The sequence below is a fragment of the Pseudomonas sp. D8002 genome (assembly GCF_013385695.1).
Lineage (GTDB): Bacteria > Pseudomonadota > Gammaproteobacteria > Pseudomonadales > Pseudomonadaceae > Aquipseudomonas.
The window spans coordinates 16,388-37,393 of record NZ_JACAPM010000034.1; the positions used below are offsets into that span (position 1 = coordinate 16,388).

General features: G+C 60.5%; 16 protein-coding genes. 10 read left to right on the forward strand and 6 right to left on the reverse strand.

Annotated features, from left to right (window positions below):
• Positions 1-27: 27 nt before the first annotated feature.
• Positions 28-465: a universal stress protein gene (locus HX807_RS20280; protein WP_003218985.1), complete on the reverse strand. Its 438-nt coding sequence runs from the start codon at positions 463-465 to the stop codon at positions 28-30.
• 104 nt (positions 466-569) lie between these two features.
• Here HX807_RS20280 and HX807_RS20285 point away from each other — a divergent pair, with 104 nt between their 5' ends.
• From HX807_RS20285 to HX807_RS20315, 7 genes are all read left to right on the forward strand, one after another.
• A complete protein-coding gene (locus tag HX807_RS20285; RefSeq protein WP_003218981.1) occupies positions 570-1,007 on the forward strand; it encodes a hypothetical protein in 438 nt (145 codons plus the stop codon).
• Positions 1,008-1,459: 452 nt separating this feature from the next.
• Entirely contained in the window at positions 1,460-3,607 is a 2,148-nt protein-coding gene (fadB, locus tag HX807_RS20290; protein ID WP_003218979.1) for a fatty acid oxidation complex subunit alpha FadB, read from the forward strand.
• A gap of 29 nt (positions 3,608-3,636) precedes the next feature.
• Positions 3,637-4,812, forward strand: a complete 1,176-nt coding sequence (gene fadA / locus HX807_RS20295) for an acetyl-CoA C-acyltransferase FadA (protein ID WP_003218978.1) — start codon at positions 3,637-3,639, stop codon at positions 4,810-4,812.
• Positions 4,813-4,908: 96 nt separating this feature from the next.
• On the forward strand, positions 4,909-5,145 hold the full coding sequence (locus HX807_RS20300; protein WP_177050843.1) for a DUF1653 domain-containing protein: 237 nt from the start codon (positions 4,909-4,911) through the stop codon (positions 5,143-5,145).
• A gap of 114 nt (positions 5,146-5,259) precedes the next feature.
• A complete protein-coding gene (gene topA, locus HX807_RS20305; protein ID WP_177050845.1) occupies positions 5,260-7,881 on the forward strand; it encodes a type I DNA topoisomerase in 2,622 nt (873 codons plus the stop codon).
• 127 nt (positions 7,882-8,008) lie between these two features.
• Positions 8,009-8,530 carry a DUF6586 family protein gene (locus tag HX807_RS20310; protein ID WP_003218971.1) on the forward strand — a complete coding sequence of 174 codons (522 nt, stop codon included), beginning with the start codon at positions 8,009-8,011 and terminating at the stop codon, positions 8,528-8,530.
• A gap of 188 nt (positions 8,531-8,718) precedes the next feature.
• Positions 8,719-8,952, forward strand: a complete 234-nt coding sequence (locus HX807_RS20315) for a hypothetical protein (protein WP_003218969.1) — start codon at positions 8,719-8,721, stop codon at positions 8,950-8,952.
• Positions 8,953-9,064: 112 nt separating this feature from the next.
• On the opposite strand, the gene sulA is transcribed toward HX807_RS20315, so the two are convergent.
• Both sulA and lexA read right to left on the reverse strand, forming a co-directional pair.
• The gene (gene sulA / locus HX807_RS20320) at positions 9,065-9,538 is read right to left on the reverse strand and encodes an SOS-induced cell division inhibitor SulA (protein ID WP_003218967.1); all 474 of its coding nucleotides are present in this window, start codon (positions 9,536-9,538) and stop codon (positions 9,065-9,067) included.
• Positions 9,539-9,548: 10 nt separating this feature from the next.
• The gene (gene lexA, locus HX807_RS20325) at positions 9,549-10,157 is read right to left on the reverse strand and encodes a transcriptional repressor LexA (RefSeq protein WP_003172575.1); all 609 of its coding nucleotides are present in this window, start codon (positions 10,155-10,157) and stop codon (positions 9,549-9,551) included.
• Positions 10,158-10,419: 262 nt separating this feature from the next.
• Between lexA and psrA the strand changes: the two genes are divergently transcribed.
• Positions 10,420-11,127 (forward strand): transcriptional regulator PsrA, encoded by a 708-nt coding sequence (gene psrA, locus HX807_RS20330; protein ID WP_003218964.1) that lies wholly within the window; start codon positions 10,420-10,422, stop codon positions 11,125-11,127.
• A gap of 170 nt (positions 11,128-11,297) precedes the next feature.
• Positions 11,298-12,308: a beta-N-acetylhexosaminidase gene (gene nagZ, locus HX807_RS20335; protein ID WP_003218962.1), complete on the forward strand. Its 1,011-nt coding sequence runs from the start codon at positions 11,298-11,300 to the stop codon at positions 12,306-12,308.
• Positions 12,309-12,420: 112 nt separating this feature from the next.
• Here the strand turns inward: nagZ and HX807_RS20340 are convergent, their stop codons facing one another.
• From HX807_RS20340 to mfd, 3 genes are read right to left on the reverse strand one after another with little or no spacing between them, the layout of a single operon-like run.
• Complete coding sequence (locus HX807_RS20340; protein WP_003218960.1) at positions 12,421-15,111, reverse strand: DEAD/DEAH box helicase; 2,691 nt, start codon at positions 15,109-15,111, stop codon at positions 12,421-12,423.
• Between the two features lie 9 nt (positions 15,112-15,120).
• Positions 15,121-15,690, reverse strand: coding sequence for a CsiV family protein (locus HX807_RS20345; RefSeq protein ID WP_003218957.1), 570 nt, complete (start codon positions 15,688-15,690; stop codon positions 15,121-15,123).
• Between the two features lie 11 nt (positions 15,691-15,701).
• On the reverse strand, positions 15,702-19,151 hold the full coding sequence (gene mfd, locus HX807_RS20350) for a transcription-repair coupling factor (RefSeq protein ID WP_177050847.1): 3,450 nt from the start codon (positions 19,149-19,151) through the stop codon (positions 15,702-15,704).
• 339 nt (positions 19,152-19,490) lie between these two features.
• Between mfd and HX807_RS20355 the strand changes: the two genes are divergently transcribed.
• A complete protein-coding gene (locus HX807_RS20355) occupies positions 19,491-20,954 on the forward strand; it encodes a glyceraldehyde-3-phosphate dehydrogenase (protein WP_023659083.1) in 1,464 nt (487 codons plus the stop codon).
• The last annotated feature ends 52 nt before the right edge of the window (positions 20,955-21,006 follow it).

Sequence of the window (21,006 nt, forward strand, 5' to 3'; positions counted from 1 at the left end):
CACTCCCACATTGGATTGCCGTTGGTCTTACGAGCTCTTGACCAGTTTCACGGCCAGCACATCGCAAGGTGCGCCGTGCAGCACGTCATTGGCGGTGGAGCCCAGCAGCAAGGCCAGGCCGTGACGGCCGTGGCTGCCGACCACGATCAGGTCGCAACCTTGCTCCTTGGCCAGGTGGTGGATTTCCTGGCGCGGCTGGCCGTAGGTCAGGTGGCTCTGGTCTTTTTTCAGGGCAGGGTACTTGTTGATCAGCCGGTCAAGGCGTTCCTTGGCCTGGTCGAACTGCTGCTGTTGCAGTTGGGAAAGGTCCATCGGTACATCGCCGCCAAAGGCCATGGCCATCGGTTCGACGATATGCACCAGGGACAGCTTCACCGAGTCGCCTGCAAGGCCTACGGCCCGCTTGATCACGGGGTCGCATTCTTCGGTCAGGTCCACGGCGACCAGAATATGTTCGTAGGGCATGAGGAGTCCTCCAAGGGAAAGCGATAAGTTCAGTATGGCTGGTTTCAAGCGGATGGGGTTGCGTCAGGTCAAATCCGCTCATCAAGAAATTCGGGAGTACACATATGACGGTCTGGATAGTGGTGTCAATCCTTGCGCTGGTTTTAAGCCCCCTGGCGTGGCTGCGTCCTTCGCGCCATTCGAGCGGGCGCATGGCTTTGCGCATGGAGGCGCGGCGCATTGGCCTGGCCATGCAACTGACGCCCCAGGAATGGCCGCACTGGCTCAAGCACGAGCCGCCAAGCCCGTGTGCCCAGTATCACCGGCCACGGCGTGGCACCACGCGGGTGACCTGGAGTTACTGGCAGTTGGAGCCAGGGGTTTGGGTCAATCAGTGGCAGGAAACCTGCGTCGATGAAAAGTTGTTGCCACATTTTGCGACGCTGCCGGCAAACGTCTACAAAGTCGAAGCCGACAAGCAAATGATCACCCTGTACTGGGGCGAGAAGGGCGAGTTGAGCGTGTTGCAGGACATTGACGCGGTGCTCAAGGCGCTGGCCTGAGATTCCTGCGGGCATTAAAAAGCCCGAAAGTATCATCGGGCTGGAGTTGGCCAGGCAGGCCGGTAATTCGTTTTACGTGCCGCTAGCCTAGCCGCATATTCGGTTCTGTACAGCCCTTTAAATCAAAATTCACATTATTGATTTCGCGAATGATTAAACATTGGCGGGGCGATGCCGGCTGCCCCGGGTTCTGAAATGACTGAAAAGTCGCGTTTTTGCGGCCCTTTCGAGCGATTGACAATTCTTCGGATTTGGCTGAAGGTGACGTACCCAAATCAAACGGGCGTATGAATTGAGCGTTTGTCTTTCAGACCATTCGTACAGAATCCCGACTATCGCGTTGGCGGGTGTGCCTGGCAAATTGGCGTTAGCATCGACGGTAACGTCAGTGCCTACGCTGAATCCTGCGTCCGACGTGTACTGTTCAGCTTCCATATCGTGGAGATCAGTTGATGATTTACGAAGGTAAAGCCATCACGGTTAAGGCTCTTGAAAGTGGCATCGTCGAATTGAAATTCGACCTCAAGGGTGAGTCCGTCAACAAGTTCAACCGTCTAACCCTGAATGAATTGCGTCAGGCCGTAGACACCATCAAAGCAGATGCTTCGGTCAAGGGCGTGATCGTCTCCAGCGGCAAGGACGTGTTCATCGTCGGCGCTGACATCACCGAATTCGTCGACAACTTCAAGCTGCCCGATGCCGAGCTTGTGGCTGGCAACCTCGAAGCCAACAAGATTTTCAGCGATTTCGAAGACCTCAACGTGCCGACCGTTGCCGCGATCAATGGCATCGCCCTGGGCGGCGGTCTGGAAATGTGCCTGGCCGCCGACTTCCGCGTGATGTCTGCCACCGCGAAAATCGGCCTGCCGGAAGTCAAGCTGGGCATCTACCCAGGCTTCGGCGGTACCGTGCGCCTGCCGCGCATCATCGGTGCCGACAATGCCATCGAGTGGATTGCCGCCGGCAAGGAAAACCGTGCTGAAGACGCGCTGAAAGTCGGCGCCGTGGATGCTGTGGTGGCTCCCGACAAGCTGGCAGAAGCCGCGCTGAACCTGATCAAGGGCGCCATCAGCGGCGAATTTGACTACAAGGCCAAGCGTCAGCCAAAGCTGGAAAAACTCAAGCTCAACGCCATCGAACAGATGATGTCGTTCGAAACCGCCAAGGGTTTCGTGGCTGGCCAGGCCGGCCCGAACTACCCGGCGCCGGTTGAAGCGATCAAGACCATCCAGAAGGCCGCGAACTTCGGTCGCGACAAAGCCCTGGAAGTCGAAGCTGCCGGCTTCGTCAAACTGGCCAAGACCTCTGCCGCGCAGAGCTTGATCGGTCTGTTCCTGAACGATCAGGAACTGAAGAAAAAGGCCAAGGCCTACGACGAAATCGCTCGCGACGTGAAACAGGCTGCCGTACTCGGCGCCGGTATCATGGGCGGCGGTATCGCCTATCAGTCGGCGTCCAAAGGCACGCCGATCCTGATGAAAGACATCAACGAGCACGGCATCGAGCAGGGTCTGGCAGAAGCCGCGAAGCTGCTGGTAGGCCGCGTTGATAAAGGCCGCATGACTGCAGCGAAAATGGCTGAAGTGCTTAACGGCATTCGTCCGACCCTGTCCTACGGTGATTTCGGCCACGTCGACCTGGTGGTCGAAGCGGTTGTCGAGAACCCGAAGGTCAAGCAGGCGGTACTGGCTGAAGTTGAAGCCCAGGTGAAAGAAGACACGATCCTGGCGTCCAACACCTCGACCATTTCCATCACCTTGCTGGCCAAGGCCCTCAAGCGTCCGGAAAACTTCGTCGGCATGCACTTCTTCAACCCGGTGCACATGATGCCGCTGGTGGAAGTGATCCGTGGCGAGAAGTCCAGCGAGCTGGCCGTTGCCACCACCGTTGCCTACGCCAAGAAAATGGGCAAGAACCCGATCGTCGTCAATGACTGCCCGGGCTTCCTGGTCAACCGCGTCTTGTTTCCGTACTTCGGCGGTTTCGCCAAGCTGGTCAGCGCCGGTGTGGACTTCGTGCGCATCGACAAGGTCATGGAAAAATTCGGCTGGCCAATGGGCCCGGCGTACCTGATGGACGTGGTCGGCATCGACACCGGCCACCACGGTCGCGACGTAATGGCTGAAGGCTTCCCGGACCGCATGAAAGACGACCGCCGCTCGGCGATCGACGCGCTCTACGAAGCCAAGCGCCTGGGCCAGAAGAATGGCAAGGGCTTCTACGCCTACGAGACCGACAAGAAGGGCAAGCAGAAGAAAGTGGCCGACCCATCGGTTCACGAAGTACTCGCGCCGGTCATCTACGAACAGCGTGAAGTGTCCGACGAGGACATCGTCAACTGGATGATGATCGCCCTGTGCCTGGAAACCGTGCGTTGCCTGGAAGACGGCATCGTTGAAACCGCAGCCGAGGCCGACATGGGCCTGGTCTACGGTATTGGTTTCCCTCCATTCCGTGGTGGTGCGCTGCGTTACATCGATTCCATCGGTGTGGCCGAGTTCGTTGCCCTGGCTGATCAATACGCTGATCTGGGCCCGCTGTACCACCCGACTGCGAAGCTGCGCGAGATGGCCAAGAACGGCCAGAGCTTCTTCGGTTAAGTGCCCAGACGACTAGAGCGAGAATATTTATGAGCTTGAATCCAAGAGACGTCGTGATTGTCGACTTCGGTCGTACTCCGATGGGCCGCTCCAAGGGCGGCATGCACCGCAACACCCGTGCCGAAGACATGTCGGCGCACCTGATCAGCAAATTGCTGGAACGCAACGTCAAGGTCGACCCGAACGAAGTCGAAGACGTGATCTGGGGCTGCGTCAACCAGACCCTGGAGCAGGGCTGGAACATCGCCCGCATGGCTTCCTTGATGACGCAGATCCCGCACACCGCTGCCGGCCAGACCGTCAGCCGCCTGTGTGGCTCGTCCATGAGCGCGCTGCACACCGCTGCCCAAGCGATCATGACCGGTAACGGTGATGTGTTCGTGGTCGGCGGCGTGGAGCACATGGGCCACGTCAGCATGATGCACGGTGTGGATCCGAACCCGCACATGTCCCTATACGCGGCGAAAGCCTCGGGCATGATGGGCCTCACCGCTGAAATGCTCGGCAAAATGCACGGCATTACCCGCGAAGCCCAGGATGCATTCGGCCTGCGTTCCCACCAGTTGGCCCACAAGGCAACCGTGGAAGGCAAGTTCAAGGATGAAATCATCCCGATGAACGGCTACGACGAGAACGGTTTCCTGAAACTGTTCGACTACGACGAAACCATTCGTCCGGACACCACCCTGGAAAGCCTGGCGGCCCTGAAGCCGGCCTTCAATCCAAAGGGCGGCACCGTGACAGCCGGTACTTCGTCGCAGATCACTGACGGTGCTTCGTGCATGATCGTGATGTCGGCCCAGCGTGCCCAGGACCTGGGCATCCAGCCGATGGCCGTGATTCGTTCGATGGCAGTCGCAGGTGTGGACCCGGCAATCATGGGCTATGGTCCAGTACCGGCCACACAAAAAGCATTGAAGCGCGCAGGCTTGACTATCTCCGACATCGACTTCTTCGAGCTCAACGAAGCTTTCGCCGCACAGGCCCTGCCAGTGCTGAAAGATTTGAAAGTGCTCGACAAGATGAACGAGAAGGTTAACCTGCACGGCGGCGCGATTGCCTTGGGTCACCCGTTTGGGTGCTCCGGCGCTCGTATCTCCGGCACGTTGCTTAACGTGATGAAGCAAAATGGCGGCAACCTTGGGGTTGCAACCATGTGCATTGGCCTCGGCCAAGGCATCTCCACCGTCTTCGAACGTATCTAAACGTTTCGTTGACGGAAGCCGGGGCCCAGTGCCCCGGTTTTTGTTTTTTGGAATTTTTTATATTTTTTTTAACAAATTTTGTAAGAGGGCCAGAGCATGAAAGTCGAACCAGGGCTCTACCGGCATTATAAAGGTCCGCAGTACCGCGTTTTTAATGTGGCGCGGCATTCCGAGACCGAAGAGGAAGTGGTGTTCTACCAAGCACTGTATGGCGATTACGGCTTTTGGGTGCGTCCCTTGAGCATGTTCCTGGAGACCGTCGAAGTTGACGGCGAACAGGTCCCGCGCTTTGCTTTGATCCAGGCCGAAGCCAGCCTTTTTTCCGCGCAATAAAGGCAGGCCGCGCAGAATGCTGCGCTTGACCTCACCTTGTTGCCACTATATATAGCGTTGCCGCGTCAGGCGCCAACCGCCTTTCACTTCTCGAATTCAGGAATTTTCCGATCCATGGGCAAATCGCTGGTCATTGTGGAATCCCCGGCTAAGGCCAAGACCATCAACAAGTACTTGGGTAACGAGTACGTGGTGAAGTCGAGTATCGGCCATATCCGAGACCTGCCCACCAGCGGTTCGGCTAGCGCCAGCAAGGAGCCTGCCGCCAAGCGCGGCAAGGCGGCTGCGGGCGAAGGTCCGGTGCTCACGCCTAAAGAGAAAGCGCGCAAGCAGCTGGTCTCGCGCATGGGTGTCGATCCCGATCATGGCTGGAAAGCCAAGTACGAGATCCTCCCGGGCAAGGAAAAGGTCATCGAAGAGCTGCGCCGGCTCGCCAAGGATGCTGACACCATCTATCTCGCAACCGACTTGGACCGCGAAGGGGAGGCTATTGCCTGGCACCTGCGGGAAGCCATCGGGGGTGACGACAGCCGCTACAAGCGCGTGGTGTTCAACGAAATTACCAAGAAGGCGATCCAGGAAGCCTTCTCCAAGCCGGGCGAACTGGACATTGACCGCGTCAATGCCCAGCAGGCCCGTCGCTTCCTCGACCGCGTCGTGGGTTACATGGTCTCGCCGCTGCTGTGGGCGAAAATCGCTCGTGGCCTGTCCGCCGGCCGTGTGCAATCGGTTGCGGTAAAGCTGGTGGTGGAGCGTGAGCGCGAGATTCGTGCGTTCAACCCTGAAGAATATTGGGAAGTGCACGCTGACCTGGGCACTGCCAAGGGCAACAACGTACGCTTTGAAGTGGCCCGCGAGAAAGGCGAGGCCTTCAAGCCGCTCAACGAAGCCCAGGCCATGGCCGCGCTGGAGAAGCTCAAGGCTTCCAGCTACAGCATCGTCAAGCGTGAAGACAAGCCCACCAGCAGCAAGCCGTCGGCGCCGTTCATCACCTCCACCCTGCAACAGGCCGCGAGCAACCGCCTGGGCTTCGGGGTGAAGAAGACCATGATGATGGCCCAGCGCCTGTATGAAGCGGGCTACATCACGTATATGCGTACCGACTCCACCAACCTGTCGCAAGACGCGGTGGCGATGGCGCGTACTTATATTGAAAGCGAATTCGGCAAGAAGTACCTGCCGGAGAAGCCGAACGTCTATAGCAGCAAGGAAGGCGCACAAGAGGCTCACGAAGCGATTCGTCCCTCCGACGCCAACACCGAGCCAAGCAAGCTGAGCGGCATGGAGCGCGACGCTGAGCGCCTCTATGAGCTGATCTGGCGCCAGTTCCTGGCGTGCCAGATGCTGCCGGCGCAATACCTGTCGACGACTGTCAGCGTGGGTGCTGGTGACTTCGAGCTGCGTGCCAAGGGCCGTATCCTCAAGTTCGACGGTTATACCCGCGTGATGCCGCAAATCGCCAAGCCGGGCGACGACGATGTACTGCCGGACATGGCGCAGGGCGATGTGTTGAAGCTGATCAAGCTCGACCCGTCCCAGCACTTCACCAAGCCGCCGGCGCGTTACTCGGAAGCCAGCCTGGTCAAGGAGATGGAAAAACGCGGTATCGGTCGTCCTTCGACCTATGCGGCGATCATCTCCACCATCCAGGACCGCGGCTACGTTGCGCTGCACAACCGTCGTTTCTACTCGGAAAAGATGGGCGACATCGTTACCGAGCGCCTGTCCGAGAGCTTCTCCAACCTGATGGACTACGGCTTCACCGCCGGCATGGAAGAGAACCTCGATGACGTGGCCCAGGGCGAACGCGACTGGAAGAACGTGCTCGACGAGTTCTACGGCGACTTCAAGAAAAAGCTCGAAGTAGCCGAAAGCCCCGAGAGCGGCATGCGGGCCAACCAGCCGGTGATGACGGACATTCCGTGCCTCACTTGCGGCCGCCCGATGCAGATTCGTACCGCCTCCACCGGTGTGTTCCTCGGTTGCTCGGGTTACAGCCTGCCGCCGAAAGAGCGCTGCAAGGCCACCGTCAACCTGGTGCCGGGCGATGAAATCGCGGCCGATGACGAGGGTGAGTCCGAGTCACTGGTATTGCGTGGCAAGCACCGTTGCCCGATCTGCAGCACGGCAATGGATGCCTACCTGCTGGACGAGAAGCACAAGCTGCACATCTGCGGTAACAACCCGGATTGCAACGGCTACGAGATCGAAGAAGGCACTTACCGCATCAAGGGCTACGAAGGCCCGAGCCTGGAATGCGACAAGTGCGGCAGCGAGATGCAGCTCAAGACCGGCCGTTTCGGCAAGTTCTTCGGTTGCACCAACCCGACGTGCAAGAACACCCGCAAACTGCTGAAAAGCGGTGACGCGGCGCCGCCGAAGATGGACCCGGTGAAGATGCCTGAGCTCAAGTGCGAGAAGGTCAACGACACCTACATCCTGCGTGATGGTGCTTCGGGGCTGTTCCTGGCTGCCAGCCAGTTCCCGAAAAACCGTGAGACCCGTGCACCGCTGGTGATGGAGATCGTGCCCCACAAGGACGAGATCGATCCGAAGTACCACTTCCTCTGTGAAGCGCCGAAGAAGGACCCGGACGGTCGCCCGTCCGTAATCCGCTACAGCCGCAAGACCAAGGAGCAGTACGTGCAGACCGAAGTGGAAGGCAAGCCTACCGGCTGGAAAGCGTTCTACGACGGTGGCAAGTGGAAGGTCGAGGACAAGCGCCAGGGCGCTTGATACGATCAGCTACATGCACAAAGGCCGCCTTGATAGGCGGCCTTTTTTTTGCGCTTGCAGTGGCCTTGGCTGATCCGTGACACTGTTCAGCCAGCATCACGCCTTATTCGTTGTGGAGACTGCCTTCATGGCCAACGAACTCTATACCCGTACCAACCAGAAAATTTACTTCGCGGGTTTGTCCCTGGAAGCCCTTGGCCGTGCCGAGGAAGGAAAGGAGATGAACGCTATCGCGCTGGTACAGGCCGGGCGTGAAGCCGCGCTGTTCCACCTCTATGGCGCCTTGCTTGGCTTATGCCATGAGATCGCCGGGTTCTACCGTCTGCCGCAGGCCGGCTCGCCGCGTGCGGAAATGATCATCCACCGGGATGTGCTGGAGTCCATGGCCATCCCGGAGTTGGCCGAACTGGTGGAGATGGCGCAAAGCCCGGACAGTTGGCTGGCGCGCTTGCTGGTAGCCCACGCGGAGATGTTCCAACCGCCACGGGTGAAGCACACGCCCAAAGGCGATGTGACCCAGCCGCTGATCGTGGCCGTAAGCCTGGACGAAGAAGGACCCGAGCCGTTGAGCCGGGAAGAGCTGGAAAGCTGGCGGCAGGAGCTGAAGAAGTTGGCCATTCGGTTTCGGGATGGATTGAACGAGTGCTGAAGGCTTTTCGCTGACAACTACCGCTCTTGTGGCGAGGGAGCTTGCTCCCGTTGGGTTGCGAAGCAGCCCCAAGGCTTTTCAGGCCTGGCAGTGTCAGCTGTCGGAGGGCCGCGGCTCAGCCCAATGCGGGCAAGCCCGCTCGCCACAAGACTGATATAATGCCGGCCTTTCGTGGAGAACAGACTTTTATGCCAACGTCCTTTCTGGAAATTGTTGAGTTGCCCGACGGCCGAATCGAGCTGCGCCGGGCTGAGGACGAGGGTTCTCTGGTGATCTTGGATTTTTCCGAGGACGCAAAAGCGTTCCTGCAGGGCCAGCACGTGGAAGTGGCAAAAGCCATGTTGAGCGTAGGTGTGCAGATGGCGGGGCGCCTGGCTGAAGGCGAACCGGAAAAGGAAGACGGCCCGCGGATTCTTCACTGAGTCCGTCTGTCGACTTTTTTACAGGCTTCAATTGTGCAGATCGGCTTCTCAATTCTGAAGAAGCCTCGCGCCATGGCGGATCCTGACAGCTGTCAGTTACCCGCGTATCGTTTTATCCCAACCGAATGTTCAAGCTTTGCGCATCACCTGTGCGGGCGGCGCTGATCAGTTGCTGCCTGGCCGCTGTGGTCAGCGGGTTCAGCCAGCTGACCACCGTATGGCTACGGCCCAGGCGCAAGGCTTCGCAGGTCAACTGCTGGGCGCTTTGAGCACCACGGGGTTGCAGCAACAGGATGCGTTCGCGGTTCAGGCCGGCATCCCGCAACCAGGCCTGGGTCAGGCTGGACGGCGGGGCGATCAGCGTCAGCCAGCGGGCGTCCTGTTCCTCGCTCAGTTCGCGAAGGATCGGCGCCAACAGGCTCAGGCAGTTCCCGGCAGCACCGCGCAACGACAGTTCACTGAACGCCTCGGGTTCGGCGCTCCAGGGCGCTTCGACCACTTCCTTGAGGATGGGCGCAAGGGGCTGGGCCATAAAGGCCTCAAACAGCGACAGTTGAGTGTGTTGTGGGGTCTGTAGGAACTGCATGATGCCTCCGTTAGCGGCGAATAACGCCGACGCTCAAGCCTTCAATCACCAGGTCCTGATCCTTCAGGTTCACTTCAATCGGCGCGAATTCGGGGTTCTCGGCCAGGAGCCAGACCTTGCTGCCTTCGCGCTTGAAGCGTTTGACCGTCACTTCATCGCCGATACGGGCGACGACGATCTGGCCATTGCGGGCTTCACGTGTGGTGTGGACGGCCAGCAGGTCGCCGTCGAAAATGCCCACGTCCTTCATGCTCATGCCATGGACCCGCAACAGGTAGTCGGCACGGGGATGGAAGAAGGTCGGGTTGATGTTGCAGGATTCCTCGACGTGCTGTTGCGCCAGGATCGGCGCACCGGCTGCGACGCGGCCGATGATCGGCAGTGTCGACTCGTCGGCCTTGGCTTCGAAGCCAGGGATGCGAATACCGCGTGAAGCACCCGGGGTCATCTCGATCGCGCCTTTGCGGGCGAGGGCCTTGAGGTGTTCTTCAGCGGCGTTGGGTGACTTGAATCCCAGTTCCAGCGCAATTTCCGCTCGGGTCGGCGGGTAGCCGTTGTCATCGAGGCAGCGCTTGATAAAAGCCAGAATCTCAGCTTGGCGTGGCGTCAGTTTTAGCATGTTGATCGCTCTGTCTTTTTATACAGTGACTGGGATTATATACAGTGGACTGCGCTTGGCAATCACCGTTTTCAGTCACTCCGCTGGACGGTCATTTATCACCTGTCCTACACACTGGAGACAGCGCTGCCTACAGACCTTGGCGAATGTGATTAAATGGCTATGAAATAGCTGACCGGCCAGCCGCAAACCGACCTGCAGGCTTGACAAGACATAGCTTGAAACGTATGTTTCAAACAAGTGTTTGTCAGGCGGAGTAGCCATGGCCCAGTCGGAAACCGTTGAACGCATTCTCGATGCTGCCGAGCAGTTGTTCGCGGAAAAAGGATTTGCTGAAACTTCATTGCGGCTGATTACCAGCAAGGCCGGGGTCAACCTGGCGGCAGTGAACTACCATTTCGGCTCCAAGAAGGCGCTGATCCAGGCCGTGTTCTCACGTTTCCTGGGGCCTTTCTGCATCAGCCTCGACCGTGAGCTGGAGCGTCGCCAGGCCAAGCCTGAAAACAAGCCAAGCCTGGAAGACCTGCTGGAGATCCTCGTCGAACAAGCCCTGGTGGTTCAGCCACGCAGCGGCAACGACCTGTCGATCTTCATGCGCCTGTTGGGCCTGGCGTTCAGCCAGAGCCAGGGCCACCTGCGCCGCTACCTTGAAGACATGTACGGCAAGGTGTTCCGCCGCTATATGTTGCTGGTCAACGAAGCCGCCCCGCGTATCCCGCCAATCGAACTGTTCTGGCGCGTGCACTTCATGCTCGGTGCCGCGGCATTCAGCATGTCCGGGATCAAGGCACTGCGTGCGATTGCCGAGACCGACTTCGGCGTCAACACCTCCATCGAGCAGGTCATGCGCCTGATGGTGCCGTTTCTCGCCGCCGGCATGCGTGCCGAAACCGGCGTCACCGACCAGGCCATGGCCGCCGCCCAATTGCGCCCGCGCAGCAAGTCAGTACCGGTCCCGGCCAAGGTTTAACCCCTCCCGGGTGTGCGCGGCCGCTTGCATCCGCTAAGCTAGCCGCCCATGCCGATTTCAGCTATTTATCCACAGCCCGTTGCGCTCGCTGAGCGTCCGTCTCCAGATTCAATCCTGGCGATGCGATCTCGCGGGGGCTTCGGGCTGCGTGCGTTATTTAAGGAAGCTATATGACCCAAGCCCTGCAAGGCTCTTTGATGGTGGACGTTGCCGGCACCTGGCTGACGGCTGAGGATCGCCACTTGTTGCGTCAGCCCGAGGTGGGCGGCCTGATCATTTTTGCACGCAATATCGAGCATCCTCGGCAGGTGCGTGAATTGAGCGCGGCGATTCGCGCCGTGCGCCCGGACCTGTTGCTGGCGGTCGATCAGGAAGGCGGCCGAGTGCAACGCTTGCGTCAGGGGTTTGTGCGTCTGCCGGCGATGCGTGCCTTGGCCGACAACCCGAATGCGGAGCAACTGGCCGAGCAGTGCGGTTGGATCATGGCAACCGAAGTGCTGGCGGTTGGCCTGGACCTGAGCTTCGCCCCGGTGCTGGACCTCGATTACCAGCGCAGCGCCGTTGTGGGCACTCGCGCCTTCGAAGGCGACCCCGAGCGCGCCGCCGTGCTCGCGGGCGCCTTCATCCGTGGCATGAACAGCGCCGGTATGGCGGCCACCGGCAAGCACTTCCCCGGCCACGGCTGGGCCGAAGCCGATTCCCACGTCGCCATTCCCAACGACGAGCGCAGCCTGGAACAGATTCGCGCCAATGACCTGGTGCCTTTCGCGCGCCTGAGCAAGCAACTGGCGGCCGTCATGCCGGCCCATGTGATTTATCCACAAGTGGACGCGCAACCGGCCGGCTTCTCCCGGCGCTGGTTGCAGGACATCCTGCGTGGCGAGTTGCAGTTCGACGGGGTGATCTTCAGTGACGACCTGTCGATGGCCGGCGCCCATGTGGTGGGTGATGCCGCCAGCCGTATCGAAGCGGCGCTGACCGCGGGCTGCGACATGGGCCTGGTGTGCAACGACCGCGCCGCCGCCGAGTTGGCCCTGAGTGCTGCCCAGCGCATGAAGGTCACGCCGTCGGCGCGTATCGCTCGGATGCGTGGTCAGGCTGTGGCGTCGACCGAGTACAAGCAGGATCCGCGTTGGCTGGCGGCGTTGGGTGCGCTGCGAGATGCTCAGTTGATCGACTGACAACTGCGGTGCGCCCTTCGCGAGCAAGCCCGCTCCCACATTCGACCGTTTATCTCCTGAGGAAATGCGGTCGAATGTGGGAGCGGGCTTGCTCGCGAAGGCGATCTAACAGTCAGCGCTTTTCCTGCTTGTGCGGCAACGGCGCAAACAACGCCTCGATATCCTCATTCCCCAACTTCCAATCCCCCGTCGTCCGCCCATCCAGAACGCCCGCCGCCAGATCAGACTTTTCCTGCTGCAAATGCTGGATTTTCTCTTCCACGGTGCCCCGGGCAATCATCTTGTAGACGAATACCGGCTTTTCCTGGCCGATGCGATACGCACGGTCGGTGGCCTGGTTCTCCGTGGCCGGGTTCCACCACGGGTCGTAGTGAATCACCGTGTCGGCTTCCGTCAGGTTAAGTCCGACGCCGCCTGCCTTCAGGCTGATCAGGAAGATCTGCAGCTTGCCGCTCTGGAAGTCTTTCACCGGCGTGCGCCGATCCCGCGTCTGACCGGTAAGAAGCGCATAAGCCACGCCGCGCTTCTTCAACTCGGCCTCGATCAGGCTCAGCATCGAAGTGAACTGGGAAAACAGCAGAATCCTGCGGCCTTCGGCAAACAGCTCTTCGAGCATCTCCATCAAGCTGTCGAGTTTGCCCGAGCTACTGCCCTTTGCCGGCAGGGTTGCATCATTGACCAGGCGTAAATCACAGCACACCTGGCGTAACTTGAGCAGCGCCTCCAGGATGATGATCTGGCTGCGCGCCACACCCTTGCGGGTAATCTCGTCGCGGACTTTCTTGTCCATCGCCAGGCGCATGGTTTCGTACACGTCGCGTTGGGCTTCGTTGAGGTCGACCCAGTGGATGATCTCGGTCTTGGGCGGCAGCTCGGTCGCCACCTGCTCCTTGGTGCGACGCAGCAGGAACGGCTTGATCCGACCATTAAGGTGCTGCAATCGCACATCGCTGCCGCGCTTTTCGATCGGTACGCGGTAATCGCGGTTGAAGCTCTTCACGTCCCCCAGCCAACCCGGCAGCAGGAAGTGGAACAGCGACCACAGCTCGCCCAAGTGGTTTTCCAGCGGTGTACCGCTGAGGCACAGGCGCTGGCGGGCGTTCAGCTCGCGGGCCGCCTGGGCCGCCTTGCTGTTGGGGTTCTTGATGTACTGCGCTTCGTCAAGGATCAGCACGTGCAAGGGCAGGGCGGCCAGTTGCTCGATGTCCTTGGGCAGCAGGGCGTAGGTGGTCAGCAGCAGGTCGTAGTCCTGCAACTGAGGGAAATGTTTCTTGCGCCCCGCGCCGTACAACGCCATGACTTTGAGCTGCGGCGTGAAGTGCGCCGCTTCGTCGAGCCAGTTCGGGATCAGGCTGGTGGGCATCACCACCATGCACGGGCGGTCCAGGCGTCCGGCGATTTTCTCGCTGAGAATATGCGCCAGGGTTTGCAGGGTTTTGCCCAGGCCCATGTCATCCGCGAGAATCCCGCCGACGTCGAGTTGGCGCAGCGACTGCATCCAGCTCAGGCCTTCCAGTTGATAAGGGCGCAACGTTGCGTTCAAGCCTTCCGGCGCTTCGCAGCTGAAATCCTTGATGTCCCGCAGGCGCTGGGCGAAGTTGCGGATCTTTTCGCCGCCTTCCCATTGCAGCGGCAGGTCTTCCAGCGGGTTCAGGCGAATCGCGTCGGCCTTGGCCAGGCGCAGCGCGGTGGTGCCGGGCTCTTGCAGGTAGAACTCGCCCAGGGTTGCCAGCACCGGTTTCAGCCGGCCATAAGGCAGCGCCACTTGCAGCGGGCCGTGGCCGTTGGGCAGGCCGGGAATGTTCACCAGGATCAGTTCGTCATCACGGCGCCGGGCGAGTTTTTCCGGGTTGAGGATCTCGGTGTGAGAGCGCATCAGGTTCAACAGGATCGGCAGAAGACTCAGGCGTTCGCCGTTGACGATGATCCCCAGCTCCAAGTCGAACCAGTCGCGCTCCGGCATCTCGTCGACGCTGGCGTACCAGTCGTCGACGGCGCTCAGGTCAAAACCGAAATCTTCGTCGATCTGTAGTTCCCAACCCTGGGCGCGCAGGTTCGGCGAGGCATTCAGGGTGAAGTTCAGCCACGCGCTGTCATTGACCATCTCGAACAGCTCGCCGGCGCTTTCCGGCAGGGCCTTGCTCTGGCGGGTGGCGATCTTGAAGCCCAGCAGGCGCAGCTGTTCGCGAAACTGCTGCTCCACCTCGGGGTGGCGCTTGATCCGCAGGCTCTGTTGTTCCTGGCGCACGATAATGTCGGCGTTCTTCTGGCCGCTGACGTAGTTGCCCAAATAGTTGAAGGACAACGCCGCGCGATGCTGGATATAACGCTGCATCTTGCCGTTGCGCGGTTCGAAGGCACTGAACTCGATACTCGCCAGCCACAGGCGCGGCACCGGTTGCACGTCTTCCATCACCACTTGCGGCAACACCACGCGGTTATCCAGCACCGCCTGGAGCTTCTCCAGCAACTCGGCATCCTGGGCCGCCGCCGGGTAGGCCAGGGTTTCCTGGACCTTGAGCAACACGGCGGCGATGTGTTTGCAGTTGGTGTGCACGGGGCAGGTGCAGCGGCTGTCCACCAGGATCAGCGTGCCCTTGGCGGATTCGCGCAGGGAGATGGTCTGGCGGTAGACATTGCCACCCGAGCCTTCGCAGCTGGCAATGATGGTGCTGTCGCCGGACTCGACGATACGCACGCGGTTTTCCAGGGCGTAGCGTCGGCCACGCTCGAGGCTTTGCTCTTTAAAGCGATTGGCCCACGAAGGGGCCAGGGGTTTGGTCAACGACGACGTCAGGGGCATGGTGCTGGATCAGTCCTGGACATCGGGCGGTGGAGCGCTGGGCGGCTTGGCGGTCAGCGAAGTGATCTTGATCAGCAGGGCGAGGTGGCCGCCGTCCAGGTAGTTGAGCTGGTTGTTCTTGGTGCGCACGTCTTGCTGGCTGAGGTGTTCGCTGGCGATGACGCTGCCGTTGGCGTCGAACTGGTTAACCCAGAAGTCCGCGTCGATATCGGTAAAGCGCCCAAGCTGCAGGTTCAGGGTGCCTTCGATGGGGAACTGGCCGAACTGTTCCTGGCCATCGCTGATGGCCAGCTTCACCGGTTGCTCACCGAGATTCTGTTCCCAGGACTTGTGCAGCAATACGGTGTAGTCGCTGCTGGCTTGCAGCTTCTCGACAATATTGCCCAGTCGTGGCGGGCTCATTTTGTCAGTCCCCAGGCGTGGTGCGCCGGCGTCCCAGTTTTCCGGCGCCGCACGGCTGTTGATCACCGGCTCGGCGTTCTGGCGCACCAGGATCATCTCCACCAGGTACGGGCTGTCGGCGAACGCCGAAGGCGCAACGACCACCAACAACAAGCTCAAAATGCGGAACAGGCGCATTGGGGCGTCCTTCAAGCAGATTTCGGGATGAGGCGCTCAAACAGCGCCTCCAGTGTATTAAAGCGTTCTTCGGCGCGTTCCATCGGCACCATGAATTTGAACAGCGTAGCCCCTTCGAACTTGTAGCGATTGGGCTGGCCCTGAATCAGCTTGATCAGCACCAGTGGGTCCACCGGCGTCTGCGCTTCGAATTCGATACGCCCACCTTGCGGCCCGGCGTCGACCTTCTTGATGCCCAGTTGCTCGGCCTGCAGTTTGAGCAGGGTCAGGCGCACCAGGTTCTTGGTCGGCTCCGGCAACAGGCCGAAGCGATCGATCATCTCCACTTGAAGGTCCTTGAGACCTTCTTCGTCGGTGGCCGAGGCGATGCGCTTGTACAGGATCAGTCGCGCGTGCACATCCGGCAGGTAGTCTTCGGGGATCAGCGCCGGCAGGCGCAGGTTGATCTCCGGGCCGCCACCCAGCGGTTGGTCGAGGTTCGGTTGTTCGCCCTTGCGGATGGACTTCACCGCGCGCTCGAGCATTTCCATATACAGGGTGAAGCCGACGGCCTGGATCTGCCCGCTCTGGCCGTCGCCCAGCAGTTCGCCGGCGCCGCGGATTTCCAGGTCGTTGGTGGCCAGCACAAAGCCGGCGCCGAGGTCCTGGGTGTTGGCGATCGCTTCCAGGCGCTTCTCGGCGTCGGAAGTGATCTGTTGGCGCGGCGGTGTCAGCAGATAGGCATACGCCTGGTGGTGACTGCGCCCGACCCGGCCGCGCAACTGATGCAGTTGGGCCAGGCCGAACTTGTCGGCGCGCTCGATGATGATGGTGTTGGCGCTCGGCACGTCGATGCCGGTCTCGATGATGGTCGAGGCGATCAGCACGTTGAAGCGCTTGTGATAGAAGTCGCTCATCACCTGTTCGAGTTCGCGCTCGCGCATCTGCCCGTGGCCGATGGCAATCCGTGCTTCCGGCACCAGTTCGGCAAGGTCGGCGGCGCATTTCTCGATGGTTTTTACATCGTTGTGCAGATAGTACACCTGGCCGCCGCGCAGCAACTCGCGCAGCAGGGCTTCCTTGACCGTGCTTTTGTTCTGCTCCATGACGAAGGTGCGCACCGACAACCGGCGCGCCGGCGGCGTGGCGATGATCGACAGGTCGCGCATGCCCGACACCGCCATGTTCAGCGTGCGCGGAATCGGCGTGGCGGTGAGCGTCAGGATGTCGACTTCACTGCGCAGGGCCTTGAGCTGTTCTTTCTGGCGAACCCCGAAGCGGTGCTCTTCGTCGATGATCACCAGCCCGAGGTTCTTGATCTTCACGTCATCCGACAGCAGCTTGTGAGTGCCGATGACAATGTCGATCTTGCCTTCCGCCAGGTCGGCGATGGCCGCATTCACTTCCTTGGCCGATTTGAAGCGGCTCATCACCTCCACAGTCACCGGCCAGTCGGCAAAGCGGTCGCGAAAGCTGTTGTAGTGCTGCTGGGCGAGCAGGGTGGTGGGGACGAGGATCGCCACTTGGCGGCCACCGTGCACCGCAATAAACGCTGCGCGCATTGCCACTTCGGTCTTGCCGAAGCCCACGTCGCCGCACACCAGGCGGTCCATCGGCTTGGGCGCCAGCATGTCGGCGCGCACGGCGTCGATGGTGGTTTGCTGGTCCGGGGTTTCTTCGAAGGCGAAGCCGGCGCTGAAGGTGGCGTAGTCGGCTTTTGGGTCGGCAAACGCATAACCTTCGCGGGCGGCGCGGCGGGCATAGATGTCGAGCAACTCGGCGGCCACATCGCGTACCTGTTCGGCGGCCTTGCGCTTGGCTTTCTGCCAGGTCTCTGAGCCCAGGCGGTGCAATGGCGCGAGGGCGTCGTCGCTGCCGGTGTAGCGGGCGATCAGGTGCAGGTTGGCCACGGGCACGTAGAGCTTGGCGCCCTCGGCGTATTCCATGGTGAGGAATTCGGCCACCTGGTTGTCGATCTCCAGGGTCTGCAGGCCCAGGTAACGGCCCACGCCGTGGTCGATATGCACCACCGGCGCGCCTTCGCGCAGCTCGGTGAGATTCTTGATCACCGCATCGTTGTTGGCATCGGCGCGCTTTTCGCGGCGGCGGCGCTGCATCACCCGCTGACCGAACAGCGGGCTCTCGGCAATCAGTGCCAGGGCCGGGTCGTCCAGCAGCAGGCCTTCGTCCAGCGGTGCGATGGTGATCGCCAGGCGGTCCTTGCTCGCGACAAAGTCCGGCCAGCTATCGACGGTTTTCGGCCGCAGCTTCAGGCGTTCCAGCAACTCCAGCAGCACCTCGCGGCGCCCGGCGGACTCGGCGGTAAACAGCACGCGGCCGGGGAAGTCACCGAGGAAATTCGACAGTGCTTCCAGCGGCTGGTTGGCCTTGGCTTCAATCGCCAGGTTCGGCAGCGCTTGCGCCGGGAAGCGCTCGCGGCCGGCGCCTGCATCCACGTTCTGCTGGCTGGCGACTACCCGTGGCCAGTTTTTCAGGCGGGCGAAGCAGTCTTCCACCGGCAGGAACAGCTCGGCCGGTGGCAATAAAGGACGGGCCGGGTCGACGCGGCGTTCTTCATAACGGTTGCGCACGTCATTCCAGAAATTCTCCGCCGCCTGTTCGATGCCTGGCAGCGAGAACACCTGGGTGTCCTGGGGCAGGTAATCGAAGAGCGTGGAAGTTTCGTCGAAGAACAGCGGCAGGTAGTACTCGATACCGGCGGGGGTAATCCCGCTGCTCAAGTCCTGGAAGATCGGGCAGCGACGGAAGTCCACGTCGAAGCGCTCGCGGAAACGTGCCTTGAAGCGCGTGACCGCGTCTTTTTGCAGCGGGAACTCCCGGGCCGGCAGCAGCTTGATCGACTGCACCTTGTCGATGGAGCGCTGGTTTTCCGGATCGAAGGTGCGCAGGGTTTCGATTTCGTCGTCGAACAGGTCGATCCGGTAGGGCAGTTTGCTGCCCATCGGGAACAGGTCGATCAACGCGCCACGCACGGCGAACTCACCGTGCTCGTACACCGTGTCGACGCAGCGATAGCCGCTGGCCTCAAGCCGGGTGCGCATCTGCTCCACATCGAGCTTCTGGCCGATATCCAGCACCAGGCTGCTGCCCAGCAGGAACTTGGTCGGTGCCAGGCGGTGCAGGGCCGTGGTGATCGGCACCACCAGCACGCCGTGGGCCAGTTCCGGCAAGCGGTACAGGCTGGCGATGCGCTGGGAAATGATGTCCTGGTGCGGCGAGAACAGATCGTAGGGCAGGGTTTCCCAGTCCGGGAAATGCAGTACCGGCAAATCGGGGGCGAAGAAACTCAGCTCCTGTTCCAGCCGCTCGGCACTTTGGCTGTCGGCGGTGAGCAGCAGGGTAAAGCGCTTGGCAGCGCTGGCAGCCTCGGCGATGGCCAGGCTCAGGGCGGCACCGGGCAGATTGCCCCAGTGCTGTTTACCTGCCGCGGCAGGGAGAAGCGGTAGACGCAGAACGGGCACGGAAGGTTGAGCTCCAAGCGTTGCGACAAAGTCGGTAATTGTAACGGCCCGGAGTGCCGCCTGTCAGTTGCTGACTGAGCCTATTACGGTTTGTAGGAAATGTAGTGGCTAAGACAAACAAAGGTGCCTTTTGACTCATTATGTAGTGCCGAAATCGGTGTATGTTTCGGAGGGTTACGGACACTTTGTCACATTGGTCCAACAGGGGGTGCGCTGGAAGCCGCGTATTTACTGGGCTGCAGAGGGGCGATATTTTTTTGCAAGGGGTTTTGTTGCGGGCCGCGCATTGCTCCGAGGGCGGTCGGGCGGCATAATGTAGCCCCTTTTTTCTGCCCCTACATGTGGAAGGTTCCCGTGACTCAGAAGCCCGACCAGTGTCTTGGTGAATGGATCGACCGTGAAGCACTCGCTGAAGCGATGATTCCGCTTATCGGTCAGCTATACCGCAATAACAACGTGGTGAGCTCGATCTATGGCCGCAGCCTGATCAACCAATCAGTCATCGCGATTCTCAAGGCTCATCGCTTTGCTCGCCATCGTTCTGCCGACGATAGCGAACTCTCCGTCCACGAAACATTCCCTCTGCTTAAAGCCATGAGCGAGCTCAAGCTCGGCGCGGCTTCGGTAGACCTGGGCAAGCTGGCCTATAAATTCCGCAAGGAAGGCGCTGGCCGCACCGCCGAGCAGTTCGTACGTGAAGAAATGGCCGACGTGGTTGGCCAGCAAAACGCCGCAGCCCGCAAAGGCACCGACGTTGTGCTGTACGGTTTCGGTCGTATCGGCCGCCTGCTGGCGCGCATCCTGATCGAAAAAACCGGTGGCGGCGACGGCCTGCGCCTGCGTGCCATCGTGGTGCGTAAAGGTGCTGAAAACGACCTGACCAAGCGCGCGAGCCTGCTGCGTCGTGACTCGGTCCACGGTCCGTTCAACGGCACCATCGTCATCGACGAAGAAAACAACACCATCACCGCCAACGGTAACCTGATCCAGGTGATCTACGCGAAGAACCCGTCTGAGGTGGATTACACCCAGTACGGCATCAAGGACGCACTGCTGGTGGACAACACCGGTGTGTGGCGTGACGCCGAGGGCCTGGGCCAGCACCTGGCGTGCCCGGGTATCGACCGCGTTGTCCTGACTGCGCCTGGCAAGGGCAAGCTGAAGAACATCGTGCACGGCATCAACCACGGTGAAATCACCGCTGACGACAAGATCGTGTCCGCCGCTTCCTGCACCACCAACGCCATCGTGCCGGTGCTGAAGGCTGTGAATGACAAGTTCGGCATCGTTAACGGTCACGTTGAAACGGTTCACTCGTACACCAACGACCAGAACCTGATCGACAACTTCCACAAGGGCGATCGCCGTGGCCGTAGCGCCGCGCTGAACATGGTGATCACCGAGACCGGTGCTGCCACCGCTGCTGCCAAGGCCCTGCCTGAGCTGGCCGGCAAGCTGACAGGTAACGCGATCCGTGTTCCGACGCCGAACGTGTCGATGGCCATTCTCAACCTGAACCTTGAGAAAGCCGCCACCCGTGAAGAGATGAACGAGTACCTGCGCTACATGGCGCTGCACTCCGATCTGCACAAGCAAATCGACTTCGTCAATTCGCAGGAAGTGGTTTCCACCGACTTCGTGGGCTCGCGCCACGCCGGTGTGGTGGACGCTGAAGCGACCATCACTCAAGACAACCGCGTTGTTCTGTACGTTTGGTACGACAACGAATTCGGTTACAGCTGCCAGGTGGTTCGCGTGATGGAAGACATGGCCGGGGTTAACCCGCCAGCATTCCCGCGCTAAGCATCAGCGGTAAATGAAAAAGCCCCGACTGGTTCGGGGCTTTTTTATGTCT

Bases quoted from the DNA above. Each gene is read 5' to 3' on its own strand.
- HX807_RS20280 (WP_003218985.1), bottom strand. From the start codon at position 465: ATGCCCTACGAACATATTCTGGTCGCCGTGGACCTGACCGAAGAATGC.
- HX807_RS20285 (WP_003218981.1), top strand. From the start codon at position 570: ATGACGGTCTGGATAGTGGTGTCAATCCTTGCGCTGGTTTTAAGCCCC.
- fadB (WP_003218979.1), top strand. From the start codon at position 1,460: ATGATTTACGAAGGTAAAGCCATCACGGTTAAGGCTCTTGAAAGTGGC.
- fadA (WP_003218978.1), top strand. From the start codon at position 3,637: ATGAGCTTGAATCCAAGAGACGTCGTGATTGTCGACTTCGGTCGTACT.
- HX807_RS20300 (WP_177050843.1), top strand. From the start codon at position 4,909: ATGAAAGTCGAACCAGGGCTCTACCGGCATTATAAAGGTCCGCAGTAC.
- topA (WP_177050845.1), top strand. From the start codon at position 5,260: ATGGGCAAATCGCTGGTCATTGTGGAATCCCCGGCTAAGGCCAAGACC.
- HX807_RS20310 (WP_003218971.1), top strand. From the start codon at position 8,009: ATGGCCAACGAACTCTATACCCGTACCAACCAGAAAATTTACTTCGCG.
- HX807_RS20315 (WP_003218969.1), top strand. From the start codon at position 8,719: ATGCCAACGTCCTTTCTGGAAATTGTTGAGTTGCCCGACGGCCGAATC.
- sulA (WP_003218967.1), bottom strand. From the start codon at position 9,538: ATGCAGTTCCTACAGACCCCACAACACACTCAACTGTCGCTGTTTGAG.
- lexA (WP_003172575.1), bottom strand. From the start codon at position 10,157: ATGCTAAAACTGACGCCACGCCAAGCTGAGATTCTGGCTTTTATCAAG.
- psrA (WP_003218964.1), top strand. From the start codon at position 10,420: ATGGCCCAGTCGGAAACCGTTGAACGCATTCTCGATGCTGCCGAGCAG.
- nagZ (WP_003218962.1), top strand. From the start codon at position 11,298: ATGACCCAAGCCCTGCAAGGCTCTTTGATGGTGGACGTTGCCGGCACC.
- HX807_RS20340 (WP_003218960.1), bottom strand. From the start codon at position 15,111: ATGCCCCTGACGTCGTCGTTGACCAAACCCCTGGCCCCTTCGTGGGCC.
- HX807_RS20345 (WP_003218957.1), bottom strand. From the start codon at position 15,690: ATGCGCCTGTTCCGCATTTTGAGCTTGTTGTTGGTGGTCGTTGCGCCT.
- HX807_RS20355 (WP_023659083.1), top strand. From the start codon at position 19,491: ATGTGGAAGGTTCCCGTGACTCAGAAGCCCGACCAGTGTCTTGGTGAA.